16 protein-coding genes are annotated in these 16072 nt (G+C 65.3%); 8 read left to right on the plus strand and 8 right to left on the minus strand.

The features are described from left to right. The 5 genes from VHO04_RS03495 to VHO04_RS03515 all read right to left on the minus strand — a co-directional run. The coding region (locus VHO04_RS03495; protein ID WP_329627019.1) for an aldehyde dehydrogenase family protein at positions 1–1386 on the minus strand (1386 nt) is incomplete at its 3' end. 170 nt (positions 1387–1556) lie between these two features. Further along, positions 1557–3203 carry an acetolactate synthase large subunit gene (locus tag VHO04_RS03500; RefSeq protein ID WP_329627020.1) on the minus strand — a complete coding sequence of 549 codons (1647 nt, stop codon included), beginning with the start codon at positions 3201–3203 and terminating at the stop codon, positions 1557–1559. Between the two features lie 369 nt (positions 3204–3572). Further along, on the minus strand, positions 3573–4106 hold the full coding sequence (locus tag VHO04_RS03505) for a hypothetical protein (protein WP_329627021.1): 534 nt from the start codon (positions 4104–4106) through the stop codon (positions 3573–3575). After that, the gene (gene cobT, locus VHO04_RS03510) at positions 4103–5926 is read right to left on the minus strand and encodes a cobaltochelatase subunit CobT (protein ID WP_329627022.1); all 1824 of its coding nucleotides are present in this window, start codon (positions 5924–5926) and stop codon (positions 4103–4105) included. Before cobT ends, VHO04_RS03505 begins: the two co-directional genes overlap by 4 nt. A gap of 165 nt (positions 5927–6091) precedes the next feature. Further along, positions 6092–7273 carry an alpha/beta hydrolase gene (locus VHO04_RS03515; protein ID WP_329627023.1) on the minus strand — a complete coding sequence of 394 codons (1182 nt, stop codon included), beginning with the start codon at positions 7271–7273 and terminating at the stop codon, positions 6092–6094. Positions 7274–7400: 127 nt separating this feature from the next. Between VHO04_RS03515 and VHO04_RS03520 the strand changes: the two genes are divergently transcribed. Continuing rightward, positions 7401–8459, plus strand: a complete 1059-nt coding sequence (locus tag VHO04_RS03520) for a DUF5694 domain-containing protein (RefSeq protein WP_329627024.1) — start codon at positions 7401–7403, stop codon at positions 8457–8459. A gap of 33 nt (positions 8460–8492) precedes the next feature. Here VHO04_RS03520 and cobS read toward each other — a convergent pair whose 3' ends face one another. The 3 genes from cobS to VHO04_RS03535 form a co-directional block, all read right to left on the minus strand. Then, positions 8493–9482, minus strand: coding sequence for a cobaltochelatase subunit CobS (gene cobS / locus VHO04_RS03525; protein WP_257548666.1), 990 nt, complete (start codon positions 9480–9482; stop codon positions 8493–8495). Positions 9483–9762: 280 nt separating this feature from the next. After that, positions 9763–10200, minus strand: coding sequence for a nuclear transport factor 2 family protein (locus VHO04_RS03530; protein WP_329627025.1), 438 nt, complete (start codon positions 10198–10200; stop codon positions 9763–9765). A 10-nt stretch (positions 10201–10210) separates the two neighbouring features. After that, complete coding sequence (locus VHO04_RS03535; protein WP_329627026.1) at positions 10211–10801, minus strand: J domain-containing protein; 591 nt, start codon at positions 10799–10801, stop codon at positions 10211–10213. A 58-nt stretch (positions 10802–10859) separates the two neighbouring features. On the opposite strand from VHO04_RS03535, the gene VHO04_RS03540 reads away from it, so the two are divergent. From VHO04_RS03540 to VHO04_RS03570, 7 genes are all read left to right on the plus strand, one after another. Continuing rightward, positions 10860–11108, plus strand: coding sequence for a BolA family protein (locus VHO04_RS03540; RefSeq protein ID WP_329627177.1), 249 nt, complete (start codon positions 10860–10862; stop codon positions 11106–11108). 8 nt (positions 11109–11116) lie between these two features. Then, the gene (locus VHO04_RS03545; RefSeq protein WP_329627027.1) at positions 11117–11476 is read left to right on the plus strand and encodes a DUF2200 domain-containing protein; all 360 of its coding nucleotides are present in this window, start codon (positions 11117–11119) and stop codon (positions 11474–11476) included. After that, positions 11473–11844: a cupin domain-containing protein gene (locus tag VHO04_RS03550; RefSeq protein WP_329627028.1), complete on the plus strand. Its 372-nt coding sequence runs from the start codon at positions 11473–11475 to the stop codon at positions 11842–11844. The genes VHO04_RS03545 and VHO04_RS03550 overlap by 4 nt, the downstream gene beginning before the upstream one ends. After that, a complete protein-coding gene (locus tag VHO04_RS03555) occupies positions 11844–12728 on the plus strand; it encodes a pirin family protein (RefSeq protein WP_329627029.1) in 885 nt (294 codons plus the stop codon). Before VHO04_RS03550 ends, VHO04_RS03555 begins: the two co-directional genes overlap by 1 nt. Before the next feature lie 225 nt (positions 12729–12953). Then, positions 12954–13877, plus strand: coding sequence for an alpha/beta hydrolase (locus VHO04_RS03560; RefSeq protein ID WP_329627030.1), 924 nt, complete (start codon positions 12954–12956; stop codon positions 13875–13877). Between the two features lie 205 nt (positions 13878–14082). Further along, a complete protein-coding gene (locus tag VHO04_RS03565; RefSeq protein ID WP_329627031.1) occupies positions 14083–14856 on the plus strand; it encodes an AraC family transcriptional regulator in 774 nt (257 codons plus the stop codon). Then, on the plus strand, positions 14846–16066 hold the full coding sequence (locus tag VHO04_RS03570; protein WP_329627032.1) for a low temperature requirement protein A: 1221 nt from the start codon (positions 14846–14848) through the stop codon (positions 16064–16066). The genes VHO04_RS03565 and VHO04_RS03570 overlap by 11 nt, the downstream gene beginning before the upstream one ends. Positions 16067–16072: the final 6 nt, after the last annotated feature.

Raw genomic sequence — 16072 nt, forward strand, 5'->3', positions numbered from 1 at the left:
GCGGATGCCTTCGCGGCCGAGCCCAGAATCCTTCACGCCGCCATAGGGCATGTTGTCGACACGGTAGCTCGACACATCGTTGACGACGACCCCGCCGACCTCGAGATGGTCCCACGCCTCCAGCACCTGGTGCAGGTCGCGGGTGAAGAGGCCGGCCTGGAGACCGAACTTGCTGTCGTTGACTTCGGAGAGCGCCGCGTCCCAGTCGGTGAATTTCGACAGGATGGCGAGCGGGCCGAAGGCTTCCTCGCGATAGGCCGCGGCGCTGCGGTCGACGTCTTCGAGCAAGGTCGCCTCCAGCATCGCGCCGTCGCGTTTGCCGCCGACGAGCAGTTTGGCGCCATTGGCGATGGCTTCCTGAATCCAGCCGTCGAGCCGCGCGGCCTCCTTTTCGGAGATCATCGGGCCGATGAAGGTGCTGCGGTCCTTGGGGTCGCCCGCGACGAGCGTCTTGGTCTTTTCGACCAGCATGTCGCGGAAGCGGTCGTAGATGTCGGCGTGGATGATGATCCGCTGCACGCCGATGCACGACTGGCCGGATTGATAGAAAGCGCCGAAGATGATCCGCGCGAGTGCATGGTCGAGGTCGGCGTCCTTGTCGACGATCACCGCGGCGTTGCCGCCGAGTTCGAGGACGATCTTCTTCTTGCCCGCTTTGGCCTTCAAATCCCAGCCGACGCCCGGCGAGCCGGTGAAGCTCAGCAGTTTCAGCCGCTCGTCGGTGGTGAAGAGGTCGGCGCCGTCGCGGCTCGCGGGGAGGATGCTGAACGCGCCCTCGGGCAGGACGTCGCATTCGGCGAGCACTTCGCCCATGATGATCGCGCCGAGCGGGGTCATCGACGCGGGCTTCATCACGAACGGGCAGCCGATCGCGATCGCGGGGGCGATCTTGTGCGCGGCGAGATTGAGCGGGAAGTTGAACGGCGAGATGAAGCTGCACGGCCCGATCGGCACGCGCTTCCACATCCCCATATAGCCCTTGGCGCGCGCCGAAATGTCGAGCGGCTGGACCTCGCCATAGTTGCGCACCGCTTCCTCGGCGGCGATGCGGAAAGTGTCGATCAGGCGGCCGACCTCACCCTCGGCGTCGGCAATCGGCTTCCCCGCCTCGACGCAGAGGGCATAGGCGAGTTCGTCGAACCGCTCCTGAAAGCGGCCCACGCAGTGAGTCAGGACGTCGCGCTTTTCGAAGCTCGCGAGCTTCGCCATCGGCTCGGCGGCGCGCACCGCCCCGGCGATCGCTTCGTCGATCACGTCGGGGGTGGCGAGCGCGGTACGGAACGCGACCTCGCCGGTATATTTGTCGGTGACGACAAGGTCGGTGTTCGGCTGCACCGCCTTGTTGTTGAGGTAGAGCGGGTAAACGTCTTTCAACTTCACAATCATTCTCCAAGGCTGTCATCCCCGCGAAAGCGGGGATCCAGCTTCTTCCATTTTCCTTCTTCGTGCCTTTGCGCGAGTCTATAATTTCCTCACGCAAAGGCGCAAAGGCACGAAGAAGAAAGCTGGATCCCCGCTTTCGCGGGGATGACGGAAACGGGCGGTCGCGAAGCCTGTTACAACTCCTTCGACAGCTTCTTGATGTCGACGTTCAAAATCTGGTCATTCTCCGAATAGTCCACTGGACAATCTATCAGGTGGACGCCCGGCGTGCTCAGCGTATGCGCCAGCAGTTCCTTGAGGTGCGCCGCGCTTTCGACGCGATAGCCCTTGGCGCCGTAGCTCTCGGCATATTTGACGAAATCGGGGTTGCCGTATGTCAGCCCCCAATCCTCGAAGCCCATGTTCGCCTGTTTCCAGCGGATCATGCCATAGCTCGAATCGTTGAGGATCAGCACGGTGATGTTGAGGCCGAGGCGCACCGCGGTCTCCATCTCCTGGCTGTTCATCATGAAGCCGCCGTCGCCGCAGATCGCCATCACCTTGCGATCGGGATAGACCATCGCCGACATCATCGCCGACGGCAGCCCCGCGCCCATCGTCGCGAGCGCATTGTCGAGCAGCACGGTGTTCGGGCGATAGGCGGTATAGCCGCGCGCGAACCAGATCTTATAGACGCCGTTGTCGAGGCAGATGATCCCGTCGTCGGGCATCGCGTCGCGGACCTGCTGCACCAGATGCGGCGGGAAGATCGGGAAACGCGCGTCGGCGGCGAGCGGCGCGGTGTGATCGACCTCGGCCTGGCGATAGGCGAGCATATGGTCGAACGCCCAGCCGCCGTTGGGGACGATATCCTCCTTCATCTGCCAGATCGCGTTGGCGATGTCGCCGATCACCTCGATGTCGGGGAAATAGACGGGATCGACCTCGGCGGTCTTGGTCGAGACGTGGATGACGGTCGGGCCGCCCGCCTTCATGAAGAAGGGCGGCTTTTCGATGACGTCGTGGCCGATGTTGACGATGCAGTCCGACGCCTCGACCGCGCGGTGGACGAAATCGCCCGCCGACAGCGCGGCGCAGCCGAGGAATTTCGGGTGCCGCTCGTCGATCACGCCCTTGCCGAGCTGCGTAGTCAGAAAGGGGATGCCGGTCTTTTCGATGAATTGCAGCAGCATCCGGCTGGTCATCGTGCGGTTCGCGCCCGCGCCGATCACCAGCACCGGCGATTTGGCATTTTCGAGCGCCTTCACCGCCTCGCGGATCGATTTGACGTCGGCGGTCGGCCGCCGCGAATGGCTGCGCTTCAGCGGCAGGCTTTCGGTATGCTCGTCGGCGATATCCTCGGGAAGTTCGATATGCACCGCGCCGGGCTTTTCCTCCTCGGCGAGGCGAAAGGCCTCGCGCACGCGGCTCGGGATATTGTCCGATGAGGCCATCTGGTGGGTATATTTGGTGATCGGCCCCATCATCGCGACGACGTCGAGGATCTGGAAGCGGCCCTGCTTCGATTTCTTGATCGGCTTCTGCCCGGTGATCATCATCATCGGCATCCCGCCGAGCTGCGCGTAAGCCGCGGCGGTGACGAAGTTCGTCGCGCCGGGGCCGAGCGTCGCGAGGCAGACGCCGGTCTTGCCGGTGTGGCGGCCATAGGTCGCGGCCATGAAGCCCGCGCCCTGTTCGTGGCGCGTGAGGATCAGCTTGATCTTCTTCGAGCGCGACAGGCTGTCGAGAAAGTCGAGATTCTCCTCGCCGGGAACGCCGAAGATATATTCGACGCCCTCTTCCTCGAGGCATTCGATGAACAGGTCGGATGCTTTTTTCATGCTATAGTCGCCCCCTCAGCCCATGCACCGTGCCGGTGCGGCTTTTCAGTCCGTGCCGGCGACCAGCGGCGCAAATATCGGCGCAGCGGTTCCCGTCGTTGGTCGCGAGTCCCTGCATTGCCGGGGAGGATTTGTAACGAGGGGGGAGGGGGTTGTCACGCGGGGCTTGGTGAGCGCGTAAACCATTCCTCTGCGCCCGCGTCATTGCGAGCGCATCCACCCTATTCCCCTCCCGCCGTGGGAGGGGCAGCGAGACTTGCGAGCTTGCTCGCTAGTCGCAGCGGGGAGGGCTTTTCCACCGCCACATTGCATAAGATTCGCGCAGAGGCCGCAGAGGACTTGCGGAAAAGCCCGGAAAACGGAGTATATTCACTCGGAAAATGCGTTTTGGGCATCTCCCGCCGGGGCGGGCGATGGTGCTTGATGCATGGGCTGCCGTGGTCCTTCAGCTTCTGATTGCGTCGTGAATCGGAACAGCCATGCGACGAATCCCGCAATTGCGCCGAGCATCAACAGAAACGACCAGATGGAAATCAGCCCGAACCGGTGCGGACCCGCTTGAAGGTCCGAGAAGAGATAAGCGGTAGGCGAGGTGAACAGAGCGCCGGTCAAGATCCAGGCAATAGCGCTGTCGAGAAAGGGGAGTTTCCGGGAAAGCGCGGTTATGGAAAATACCATTGCTGCCGACGTTGGCAGAGCGAATATCGTGCCGATCAAAAGTGAGCCCGGCAACACGAGCAAAGCAAAGGTCAGACCGGTCAAGCCCTGGTCGGTAAAGTCGTTCGATTTGCCTGCGATGTTCATGCCGATAATGACGGCCGCGCATACAGCTATCGCCATGCCGGCTAGCGCGCCCGCGAAGATGGCCTTGCCTCGGCTCAATCGCTTGCCTGACAGGCTCATGCGATATCGAACAACCCCGCCAATTGCTCGACCATAGTCCCGCCAAGCTGTTCAGCGTCCATAATCGTCACCGCGCGGCTGTAGTAGCGCGTGACGTCGTGGCCGATACCGATCGCGCAAAGCTCGACCGGCGAGCGGTTCTCGATCCATTCGATCACCTGGCGCAGGTGCTGGTCGAGATAGGCGCCGTGGTTGACCGACAGCGTGCTGTCGTCGACCGGCGCGCCGTCGCTGATCACCATCAAGATGCGGCGTTCCTCGGGGCGATTGATGATGCGGTGGTGCGCCCACATCAGGGCCTCGCCGTCGATATTCTCCTTGAGCAGCCCTTCGCGCATCATCAGGCCGAGCGACTTGCGGGCGCGGCGATAGGGTTCGTCGGCGGGCTTGTAGATGATGTGGCGGAGGTCGTTGAGGCGGCCGGGGTGCGGCGGGCGCCCGGCGGCGAGCCAGTCCTCGCGGCTCTGCCCGCCCTTCCAGGTGCGGGTGGTGAAGCCGAGGATTTCGGTCTTCACCCCGCAGCGTTCGAGCGTGCGCGCGAGGATGTCGGCGCTGATCGCGGCGATGCTGATCGGTCGCCCGCGCATCGATCCACTATTGTCGAGCAGCAAGGTGACGACGGTGTCGCGGAAATCAGTGTCGCGCTCGACCTTGTACGACAGCGAACTGCCGGGTGAGACGACGACGCGGGCGAGGCGGGCGGCGTCGAGCTGGCCTTCTTCCTGGTCGAAATCCCACGCGCGGTTCTGTTGCGCCATCAACCGGCGCTGGAGGCGGTTCGCGAGCTTGGTCACGGCGCCCTGCAGATGCGTCATCTGCTGGTCGAGATAGGCGCGCAGCCGCGTCAGCTCGTCGGCGTCGCAAAGCTCGGTCGCGGCGACGATCTCGTCATGCTTTTCGGTGAAGCGGATATAATTGAAATCGGGGACGTCGGTCGGCAGGCGATTGGGGCGGACGGGCAGCATCCCCTCGTCGCCTTCGCCGCCCATCTCGGGCTCACCGTCCGCCTCCATCTCCTGCGCGTCGGGGTCGGATTCGCCGTCGTCGGCCTGATCGCCCGCCATTTCGGCGCGCGCGTCGACCTGGCTTTCGCCGGCGCCGCCGTCCTCGCTTTCCTGTTCTTCCTGGCTGTCCTCGGCCTCGGACTCATCCTCTTCGCCGCTGTCTTCGGAGCCTTGCTCGACCGGTTCGTCGCCCTGGATGAGGTCGAGGTGGCGGAGCGCGAGCTTCGCGGTTTCGGCGAAGGCGGCCTGATCGTCGATCAGCATCGCGAGCGCGGTCAGGTCGCCGCCCGCATCCTTGGTGATCCATTCGCGCACCAGCGACAGGCCGGTTTCGGTCCCCTGCGGCGCCTGCTCGCCGGTCAGCGCCTCGCGCAGCATCAGTTCGAGCGCGCTCGATATGGGCACATCGTCCTTGGTCTGCGCGCGCGCGATCGGGTCCGACCGCATCCGCATCGCGAGGCTGGCCGACAGATTGGCGCGCATTCCGGCCATGTTGCGCGCGCCAAGTGCCTCGACCCGCGCGCGCTCCATCGCGTCGAACGCGGCGGCGGCGAGCGGTTCGGCGGGGCGCGCGGCATTGTGGAGCTTGTCGCTGTGATGCTTCATGCGCAGCGCATAGCTGTCGGCGAAGCCGCGCGCTTCGGCAACCTGATCGCGCGGCAGGGTGCGCGACGGGGTCGGCACCTTGATCGCCTTGCCGATCTGCGCGGGGGCGTCGGCGGTGAAGCCGACCTCGACCTCCGCATCGCGGGTGACCGCGCGCGCGACGCTCGACAGCGCGGTCTTCAGATCGTCGAGGGGAGATTGGGACGCCATGACGAGTCGGCTCTAACCAGCTTTTGGGACGGAAGGAAGGGGATGGGCGCGGCGCATGTCACATTCGTCACCCCGGACTTGATCCGGGGTCCCGCTTATCTACGTCGCTGAGCGGGACCCCGGATCAAGTCCGGGGTGACGAGGGAAGGAATGGCTGCCCCGGCCTCAATCCTCCTCGTCGCCCGCGGTGCGGTGGCAGATCAGATTGTCGTCGGGCTTGGGGTCGGCGGGATCGGGGATCAGGCGGAAGATATAGGGCCAGAGCGTCGCGACGCGCTCGGGCCGCGCCGACTTGCCGGCGACGGCATCGACGAAGTCGCGGCAGGCGACCGCGCTGCGCAGGAAATTGCTGTGTCCGGTCGATCCGCGTGAGACGTCGGTCGTGTCGATCACGGTCACGCCCGGCAGCGCGCGCACATAGCAGCGCTCGGGCAGGCCCCTGGCGCGAAGGTCGGCAGCCTCGAACGGATCGAAGCAATAGGGCGAACCGAGCCGCGGATAGCCGTGCAGCGCGCGCGAGGCGGCGAGCGCCTTGTCGCGCAGCGAGACATAGATCGTCATATGCCGCCCGCGCTCGACGCGCTCGGGCGCCAGCACGTCGCCCGCGATGTCGCGCTCGAAGGTCTCGCGGTCGATGTCGGGCGAGGCGAGGATGATGTTGGAGATGTTCGTCGCGCGTCCGGCGCGGCGCGACAGCCGATCGGCGGTCGCGATCGCGGGGATCACCAGCCGCGCGCCGAGCGAGTGAGACACGACGACGATCTCCTTGACCCACGGCCGGTCCGCGAGGGTGCGCAGGAAATCGCCGAAATAGCGCACGTCGTGATACATATTGGTCTCGTCGACCGCATATTTCAACACTTCGCCTTGCGACGGCCAGCTATATTCGATCACCGGCCCGTCGAAGCCGGTCATGCGCGCGATCTGCGCCGCGTCCTTCGAGGTCGTCTCGAACGTCTCGCGATAGCCGTGGACATAGAGGAGCACGCGGCCCTGCTTGCGGTCCGTTTCGGCCTGCAGGGCCTGCCACCAGTCGCCCTCGTTCTGGAACGCCATCGGCGTGCGGAATTTTTTCTTGCCGCCGATGGTGCTCTCGCCCGGCGCGGCGAAGCGGCCGTAGCGCACCCGGTCGCCGCGATGGTTGGTGAGCGTGACCGCCTCGGTGCGGCAGTCGGGCAGCCGGCTGGTCACGAAAAAGAGCGGCAGCGCCGCCGCATCGACCGGCGCGCCGGCCGCGGCGGTGCAACGCGGGTCGGCGACATAGGCGGCATGGCGGACATCGCCGTAATCGACGGGCGAGATGCAGGCCGCAAGGGGAAGGCAGGCGAGAGCCGCAAGGAGGCGCATCGCGCGACGCTGGCAGAGCCGGTCCGGCTTGGAAAGGCGAAAATGGATCGATCGGGAGTATTGATCGAGTAATACACTTCATCTATCGCAGCGGAACGCCGTGAGCGGCGATCGAGGGAGAAATGCCATGTCGCTATTTGCTGCTCTGCTGTTCGTCGCGGGGACCAGCGCGCCGCCCTATGTGCCGTCCTTCGATCCGGCGGCGCTCAAGAGCGATGCGGCGGGCGAACTGCTCGTTCTCGGCACTCCCCATCTGTCGGGGCTTCCCGACGGGTTTTCGGCCGCCAGCCTCGACCCGCTGCTCGCGCGGCTGGCGGCATGGAAACCACGGATCATCACGATCGAGGGTGTTTCCGGCCCCGATTGCGATATGCTGCTGCGCTACAAGTCGCTCTATCCCGACGTCTACGACACTTATTGCTGGGACCCCGAACCGGCCCGCAAGGCGACCGGGCTCGACGTTCCGGCGGCCACTGCCGAGGCCGGGCGCCTGCTTGCGGCATGGCCCGCCAACCCCGCCGCCACCGAGCGGCGTCATCTGGCGGCGGTCTTCCTCGCGGGCGGCGAGCAGGCGTCGGCGCTCGTCCAATGGCTGCGCCTGCCCGCCGCCGAACGGCACGCGGGCGACGGACTCGACGCGGCGCTCGCGGAACGGCTCGACACGCTGACGACCCGTCGCAACGAGAATTTCCTGATCGCCTCTGCGCTCGCGGCGCGGCTCGGGCTGGAGCGCGTCTATTCGGTCGACGACCATAGCGCCGATGCGACGACCGCGTGGCTGAACGACGATGCCGGATTCAACGCCGCCTTGCAGCGGATCTGGAACAATCCGGTCGCGAAGGAACGCGCCGCCGCCGACAAGGCGCTGGAGGCGAAGCTCGACGGGGCCGGCCTGCTCGACCTCTATCGCGCCTATAATAGTCCGGCGACGGCGCGCGTGGCGTATGACAGCGATTTCGGGGCCGCGCTTGCCGATGCGACGCCGCAGAATTACGGCCGCCGCTATGTCGGCTGGTGGGAAACGCGCAACCTGCGCATGGCCGCGAACATCCGCGCGGCGATGGCGGTGCAGCCGGGCGCACGCACGCTCAGCATCGTCGGCGCGTCGCACAAGGGCTATTTCGAAGCCTATCTGAACCAGATGCACGACGTCCGGCTGGTCGATGCCGAAACCCTATTGAAATGACGGTGCGGGGCGGCGCGCCGCCGCCCCGGCCGCTTATTTTCCGATCACGCCCTCGGGCAGATCTTCGCCGAACACGCGCTGATAATATTCGGCGACGATCATCCGTTCGGCTTCGTCGCACTTGTTGAGGAACGACAGGCGGAAGGCGAAGCCGATATTGTGGAAGATCGCGGCGTTCTGCGCCCAGCTGATCACCGTGCGCGGGCTCATCACGGTCGAGATGTCGCCGTTGATGAAACCTTGGCGCGTGAGGTCCGCGACCTTCACCATATTGGCGACGGTCGCGTCGTCGGTGCCGGGCACCTTGGCCAGGATGATCGCGCTTTCGGTCGCGGCGGGCAGATAGTTCAGCGTGACGACGATGTTCCAGCGGTCCATCTGGCCCTGGTTGATCTGCTGCGTGCCATGATACAGCCCGCTCGTGTCGCCGAGCCCGACGGTGTTCGCGGTCGAGAAGAGGCGGAAATGCGGGTTCGGGCGGATGACCCGGTTCTGGTCGAGCAGGGTCAGCTTGCCCTCCGCCTCCAGCACGCGCTGAATCACGAACATCACGTCGGGGCGCCCCGCGTCATATTCGTCGAAGACGAGCGCGGTCGGGGTCTGCAGCGCCCAGGGGAGCAGGCCTTCGCGGAACTCGGTGACCTGCTGGCCATCGCGCAGCACGATCGCGTCGCGGCCGACGAGGTCGATGCGGCTGATATGCGCGTCGAGGTTGACGCGGATGCACGGCCATTTGAGGCGGGCGGCGACCTGTTCGATGTGCGTCGATTTGCCGGTGCCGTGATAGCCCTGCACCATGACGCGGCGGTTGAACTTGAACCCGGCGAGGATCGCGAGCGTCGTGTCGCCGTCGAAGACATAGGCGGGGTCGAGGTCGGGGACACGCTCATCGGCCTCGCTGAACGCAGGCACCTTCATGTCGATATCGACGCCGAAAACCTCGCGCGCATCGACCTCGATATCCGGGGCCGCAAGAAGCGTCGAACCGTGATGGTCGGGGAGGCTGTTCGGGATGTCGGTCATGTCGTCGTCGCTTTCAAATCTCATTTCCTTCTCCCTTGAAGGGAGAAGGATACGCAGCCTTATCGCGAAGCGATTAGGCGAAGTTGGATGGGGGTGAGCGAAGCGAAGCTTCGCGCGAGCCAGAGGCTCGCATACCCCTCACCCAGCTTCGACTAGGGCAGCGAGCTGCCAAGTCTTCGCAACCCTCTCCCTCAAGGGGAGAGGGGTATGGGGAGAGTCGCCGCGCTGCGGCGCTTCGCCGTCGCGGTATCGCCATGGGTTGCGGCTTGCAACGGCTTATTCAGAAGATGTCGAGCGCCTTCATCACCGCCGACTGGTCATAATAGGGGCGTTCGCAGACGATCTTGTCGCTGCCGGGCGCGAATTCGAAGCTCGCTGCCATGCGGACGCGAAACGCCTTGCCGGTCGGCTCGACCGTGCGCAGGCCGAGCCGCAGCGGGCCGAGATGGGTGCCGGTCAGCCAGAATTCGACGAGCACGGTGTTGGTCGCCGCATCGGCGGCGATCGCGATCACCTCGTTTGCCTGATCGGGAAAAGGCTCGCGCGACGCCGCGAAATAGGAGCGCACCGCCGCCTCGCCGTCGAAGACGGTACCGGGGCCGAGCAGTTCGTAGCGCGGATGATCGAAGGTCGCGAGGACGCCGTCCCAATCGTGCGTGATCTCCAGCGCCATGTGGCGGCGGACGGTTTCGATACGCCTTTCGTCGAGGTCGCTCATCGCGCGTCTCCTATGCGAATGCCTTCGTCTTTCTCAGCAACTGATAGGCCGCGACCACTTCGCCGAGCTTCGCCTCGAAACTGCGGTCGCCGCCGTTGCGGTCGGGGTGATATTTGCGTACGAGTTCGCTGTAGCGGCGGCGAAGCGCAGCGCGGTCGGCCTCGGACGAAAGGCCCATCAGCTCCAGCGCGCGATGCTCTTCGCGATTGAAGCGCGGGTCGGCGGCTTCGCGGCGCGCTTCGTACATCCGCTGGCGAAAGCGTGCGCCGAGCGCGTCCATCGGGTCCCTGAAATCGGCCCAGCGCGGCGGCAAGTCGGCGCTGCCAGCGGGACGAAAGGCGCGGCTTTCGGTTTCCCAGCCGGCGGTCGGCGACTGCGCCGCCATGATCTGGTCGGCGTTCATGCCTTCGAAGAAATTATAGCCTGCGTTGAACTCGCGGACATGGTCGAGACACAGATAGCGATAGGGGGGCGGGCCGTCGGGCGAGCGCTGCTGGGTCGCGGGGGCGCGAAACTCTCCGGGCTCGCGGCAACCGGCGACGGCACAGGGGGCCTCGCGCGGAACGCGGCCATGGAATCGGGGGGAGCGGGGGCTTGTCATGCGGAGTATCCGGTCCCAACATGGGGGCATGACGCAAAAAGGTCCAGTGCAACACGAGATGGAGGAGCGGCTGAGCGCGGCTTTTCCCGATGCCGATTTCATCCTCAGCAACGATAGCGCCCGGCATCACGGTCATGCCGGGGACGACGGATCGGGCGAATCGCATTTCAGCCTGCGCATCACATGGGCGGGCTTTGCCGGGCAGAATCGCATCGCGCGTCAGCGCGCGGTGAACAAGGCGCTCGGCGACCTGCCGGGGAACCGCGTCCATGCGCTGGCGATCAAGGCGACGGCGCCGGGAGAATAGGGCGCGGCATGGCGGAGCATCGCATCTATCGGATGAGCTTTGCGAAGGTCTATCCCCTGCTCCTCGCGAAAGCGGAGCGCAAGGGGCGGACGAAGGCCGAGGTCGATGAAATCATCCACTGGCTGACCGGCTATAGCCAGCAGCAACTCGACGCAGAGCTCGCGGTCGGCACCGATTTCGCCGGTTTCTTCGCCGCGGCGCCCGCGATGAACGCGGCGCGAGCCGAGATCAAGGGCGTCGTCTGCGGCGTGCGCGTCGAGGATATCGCCGAGCCGCTGATGCGCGAGATCCGCTATCTCGACAAGCTGATCGACGAACTCGCCAAGGGGAAGGCGATGGAGAAGATATTGCGGGCACCAGCGCCATGACGATCGACAAGGTCAATCTCGCCGACGCTTTCGCGACTTTCGATGATCACTGGAACCCGCGTGTCGCTGGCGACATCAATGATTTCCACGTCAAGCTGGTGAAGCTCGACGGCAAGTTCGACTGGCATCACCATGATATGGAAGATGAATTATTCCTTGTCGTCGCGGGCCGGATGAAGATGGCGTTTCGCGACCGCGACGTGATCGTCGGACCGGGAGAGTTCATCATCGTCCCTCACGGCATCGAACATTGTCCCGAGGCGCTGGGCGGCGAATGCCATGTCCTGCTGCTCGAACCCAATTCGACGCGCAACACGGGCAATATCGAAACCGAAAAAACGCGCCGGAAACTCGAAAGGATTCGCTGATGTTCACCGTCATCACGCCCTCGACCCACAACATCGGCGCCTTCGACGTGCGACGGACGCTGCCGGACAAGGAGCGGACGATGGTCGGCCCCTTCATCTTCGTCGACCAGTTCGGGCCCGCGCATTTCGACATCGGGCAGGGGATGGATGTGCGGCCGCATCCGCATATCAACCTGTCGACGCTGACCTATTTGTTCGAAGGGGCGATCGACCATCGCGACAGCCTGGGCACCTATGCGACGATCCGGCCGGGCGCGTGCAACCTGATGACCGCGGGGCGCGGCATCGTCCATTCGGAGCGCACGCCGCAGGCCGAACGCGCCACCGGCTCGCCGATCTCCGGCATGCAGACCTGGCTGGCGCTGCCCGACGGCAAGGAGGAGATCGACCCGGCGTTCGAGCATGTCGCGGCCGAAGACCTGCCGCTGGTCGAGGATGGAGCAGTCTCGGCGCGGGTGATCATGGGGAGCTTGTGGGGCGCGACCGCCCCGACGACGCAGCATAGCGCGACCATCTATGCCGATATCGTGATGAACGCGGGCGCCAGTCTGCCGATCGAGGCTGAAGCCGACGAGCGCGCGGTGGTCGTCGCGATGGGCGATGCGAGCCTCGATGGCGAGGCGCTCGAACGCTACAGCCTCTATATCCTCAAGCCCGGCGAAGCGATGACCCTGCGCGCCGCGACGGACGCGCGGGTGATGCTGCTCGGCGGCGAGGCGTTCAGCACGCCGCGCCACCTGTGGTGGAATTTCGTCAGTTCGTCGCGCGACCGGATCAACGAGGCCAAGCACGACTGGAAGGACCGCAAATTCCCGCTGGTGCCGGGCGATACGGAAGAGTTCATTCCGCTGCCCGGGATGCCGAAGACGCCGACCTATCCGTAAAGGGGCGGGTAGCCGAGCTATCTTTCATCGTCATCCCGGACTTGATCCGGGATCCATTCTCTCAGCACCGGATGAATGGATCCCGGATCAAGTCCGGGATGACGAGAGCGGTTGGGCAATGTCCGCTCTCCACCCAAAGCTGGCGCACCATCCTCTCCCGGTGCACGCTTGCCAGCCGGGCAGCCATCCGCCAAGAGTTTCGAAACGAAACCAAGGGAGCGATGCATGAGCGGCGATTTCGAGCAGGTGCGGGTGAAGCTGGCGACCGGAGTCGAACTCGACGTCGTCGATGTCGGACCGCGCGATGCGCCGGTGCTGATTTTCCTCCACGGCTTTCCCGAATCGCACCGCACCTGGCGGTTCCAGTTGCCGCATTTTTCGGATCGCTATCGCTGCATCGCGCCCGACCAGCGCGGCTATCGCGGCTCGTCGAAGCCGCAGGAGGTCGAGGCCTATACCCCGGACAAGCTGATCGCCGACATCTTCGCGCTCGCCGATGCGCTGGACGTCGATGATTTCACGATCGTTGGGCACGACTGGGGCGGGGCGATCGCCTGGGGTGTCGCGCTGGGCGGTCAGCCGGGCGGGTTGCATCCCGAGTGGGCGGGACGCGTCACCCGCGCGGTGATCGCCAATGCGCCGCACCCCGCGATCTTCCAGCGCCTGCTCCTCACCAATGAAGAGCAGCGCGCGGCGAGCCAATATATCCGCACCTTCCGCGACCCGGCGAGCGACGCGATCATCGCGGAGCATGGCATTGCCGGCATTCTCGCGCACGCCTTTGCCGGGCGCGTGCCGAGCGGCGGCATCCAGCCGCCCGACGAGATCGCCCGGCTGTTGAAAGACTGGGAGGATCGCGACACCTGCCGCGCGATGATCAACTGGTATCGCGCCTCGCCCGCGGTGGTCCCCGCGATGGACGAACCCTATGCCGCGCCGCCCGCCGGACCTTTCCCGAAACTGACGATCCCGACGCTGGTGATCTGGGCGCTCGACGACGTCGCGCTGCCCGCGTGCAACCTCGACGGGATGGACGAGTTGGTGCCGCAATCGACGATCGTGAAGGTGCCCGGCTGCGGCCATTTCGTGCCGTGGGAAAAGCCGGACGCGGTCAATGCGGCGATGGACGATTTCCTCGCCGGGGGCTGATCGCCGCGCGCAAACAAGCGACTGAAATAGGAAGAAAAAGTTGGCAGGCGGCAGGGGTGCCGCCGCCTGCCGGGAGGGGTCGGTTCTGCGGGGTTGCCGCAACTGGTCAAAATCATGCGCCCGCGTAGCCCGGGCGCGAGTTAACCATAAGTTTCGCCCCAGTTGCAGGCTTTCAGATTCTCCCGCCTCTGGCATATTCCTGTCCATGAAAGTCGGCAGGCTCAGCGTGGTCACGACGGTCGACCGGATCGACGGCCCTTCCGATTGGACCATCGCGCGCGACGCGCATCTGCTCATCCTGCACGAGGCGGGAAGCTATCACTGGCTCGAAACCTGGCTCGACGGGCATCGCACCTCGCTCGGCGATCCGCTGCCGGGCGAGATGTGGTTCGTGCCCGCGGGCCATATCTACCGTGCCGCGGCCAAGGGGGGTGGGGTGCGGATCGTCGAGGTCGAAATACCGGCTGACATGCTGTCGGTTCCACCCGGCGCGCACCCGATCGCAGCCTATCAGGACCAGATGCTGGCAGACCTCGTCCGCGAAGTGGCCGAGGGAAAGCAAGTCGCCGCCGCAGCGCTGCCGGCGCTGCTCGCCGAAACGCTCGCGCGCCGCGTTGCGCGGCCGGTTCCTCCCGCGATCGCCCAGCGCATCGACGATCTGATGGCGTCGATTCAGACCCAGCTCGAAATGCCGATCCCGGTCGAGGAGATGGCGGCCGAGACGGGCATGTCGGTCAACAGCCTGATCAGCAATTTCGCGCGCGTGACAGGGCGGACGCCGGCGCAATATGTGTTGCACCAGCGGCTGCGCCGCGCCTGCTGGTTCCTCGCCAACCGGCCGCTGTCGGTCGCCGAGATCGCCTTTGCCACCGGCTTTTCGAGCCATGCGCATCTCTGTGCTGCCTTTCGCCGCAAGCTTGCTATGTCACCGGGGGAGTGGCGCGACTTTGCGCGGGGGAGAGTCGATTGTGACGGGTAAGGCGAAACTGTTCCGCGATCATGGCGGGCACGGCCATGCGCCGGTCACCAATATCGAACTTTTCTTCGACCTCGTCTTCGTCTTCGCGATCACCCAATTGTCGCATACATTGCTCCACCATCTGGGGTGGCTCGGGGCGCTGCAGACACTGCTGCTGCTGTTCGCGGTCTGGTGGGTATGGATCTATACGACCTGGGTCGCGAACTGGCTCGACCCCGAACGCGCGCATGTCCGGCTGATGCTGATCGTGCTGATGCTCGGCGGGCTGGTGCTGTCGAGTTCGATCCCCGGCGCTTTCGGCAAGAACGGCTGGCTGTTCGCCGCGGCCTATTGTTCGATGCAGATCGGCCGCTCGCTTTATGTGGTCTGGGTGAGCTGGGGCGTCCATCCCGCACGGGCGCGCAGTTTCCTGCGCATCACCTTCTGGCTGCTGCTGTCGCTGCCGCTGTGGATCGCCGGGGCGTGCGCTGCGCCCGAACAGCGGCTGTTGTTCTGGGGGGCGGCGCTGCTGATCGATTATTCGGGGCCGGCGCTTTTCTATCCGACCCCGATCCTCGGGCGCTCGCAGGCGGGCGACTGGGACATTTCGGGGGCGCACATGGCCGAGCGCTGCGCGCTGTTCATCATCATCGCGCTGGGCGAGGGGGTGCTGATCACCGGCGCGACCTTTGCCGAACTGCCGCAGGACCGACTCCACTGGTTCGCTTTCGCGACCTGCTTCCTCGGATCGGCGGCGCTCTGGTGGCTTTATTTCGACAGCGGCGCGAAGCGCGGCAGCGAGCGGATCGAGGCGAGCGATCAGGCGGGGCTGATCGCACGCAACGCCTATACCTATTGGCACATCGCGATCGTCGCGGGGCTCGTCGTCTCGGCGGTTGCCGACGAAATGCTGCTGATGCACCCGCAGGGGCATATCGAACCCGGCCTGCTCGCGGTGTCGGTCGGCGGGCCGCTCTTGTTCCTGATCGGCAACATGGGGTTCAAGAAGGCGACGAACGACCGCCGCCTGCCGCCCTTTTCGCACATGCTCGGCAGCGCCTTGCTGCTCGCGGCCGGTGCGGCGGCGTGGTTCGGCCATTGGCAGCCGATCGCGCTCGGCCTCGCGACCTTCGCGGCGCTCGTCTTCACCGCCGTCTGGGAATGGGGCAGCTATCACGGCGGCTGGCAGCGCTGGGCGCCGTGGATCGAACGCTTCGACCGGAGTAAATAGACCGTT

This window comes from Sphingopyxis sp. (genome assembly GCF_036261875.1).
Classification (GTDB): domain Bacteria; phylum Pseudomonadota; class Alphaproteobacteria; order Sphingomonadales; family Sphingomonadaceae; genus Sphingopyxis.

Excerpts from the sequence above, each read along its gene's own strand:
- VHO04_RS03500 (WP_329627020.1), bottom strand. The coding sequence starts at position 3,203 with ATGAAAAAAGCATCCGACCTGTTCATCGAATGCCTCGAGGAAGAGGGC.
- VHO04_RS03505 (WP_329627021.1), bottom strand. The coding sequence starts at position 4,106 with ATGAGCCTGTCAGGCAAGCGATTGAGCCGAGGCAAGGCCATCTTCGCG.
- cobT (WP_329627022.1), bottom strand. The coding sequence starts at position 5,926 with ATGGCGTCCCAATCTCCCCTCGACGATCTGAAGACCGCGCTGTCGAGC.
- VHO04_RS03515 (WP_329627023.1), bottom strand. The coding sequence starts at position 7,273 with ATGCGCCTCCTTGCGGCTCTCGCCTGCCTTCCCCTTGCGGCCTGCATC.
- VHO04_RS03520 (WP_329627024.1), top strand. The coding sequence starts at position 7,401 with ATGTCGCTATTTGCTGCTCTGCTGTTCGTCGCGGGGACCAGCGCGCCG.
- cobS (WP_257548666.1), bottom strand. The coding sequence starts at position 9,482 with ATGACCGACATCCCGAACAGCCTCCCCGACCATCACGGTTCGACGCTT.
- VHO04_RS03530 (WP_329627025.1), bottom strand. The coding sequence starts at position 10,200 with ATGAGCGACCTCGACGAAAGGCGTATCGAAACCGTCCGCCGCCACATG.
- VHO04_RS03535 (WP_329627026.1), bottom strand. The coding sequence starts at position 10,801 with ATGACAAGCCCCCGCTCCCCCCGATTCCATGGCCGCGTTCCGCGCGAG.
- VHO04_RS03540 (WP_329627177.1), top strand. The coding sequence starts at position 10,860 with ATGGAGGAGCGGCTGAGCGCGGCTTTTCCCGATGCCGATTTCATCCTC.
- VHO04_RS03545 (WP_329627027.1), top strand. The coding sequence starts at position 11,117 with ATGGCGGAGCATCGCATCTATCGGATGAGCTTTGCGAAGGTCTATCCC.
- VHO04_RS03550 (WP_329627028.1), top strand. The coding sequence starts at position 11,473 with ATGACGATCGACAAGGTCAATCTCGCCGACGCTTTCGCGACTTTCGAT.
- VHO04_RS03555 (WP_329627029.1), top strand. The coding sequence starts at position 11,844 with ATGTTCACCGTCATCACGCCCTCGACCCACAACATCGGCGCCTTCGAC.
- VHO04_RS03560 (WP_329627030.1), top strand. The coding sequence starts at position 12,954 with ATGAGCGGCGATTTCGAGCAGGTGCGGGTGAAGCTGGCGACCGGAGTC.
- VHO04_RS03565 (WP_329627031.1), top strand. The coding sequence starts at position 14,083 with ATGAAAGTCGGCAGGCTCAGCGTGGTCACGACGGTCGACCGGATCGAC.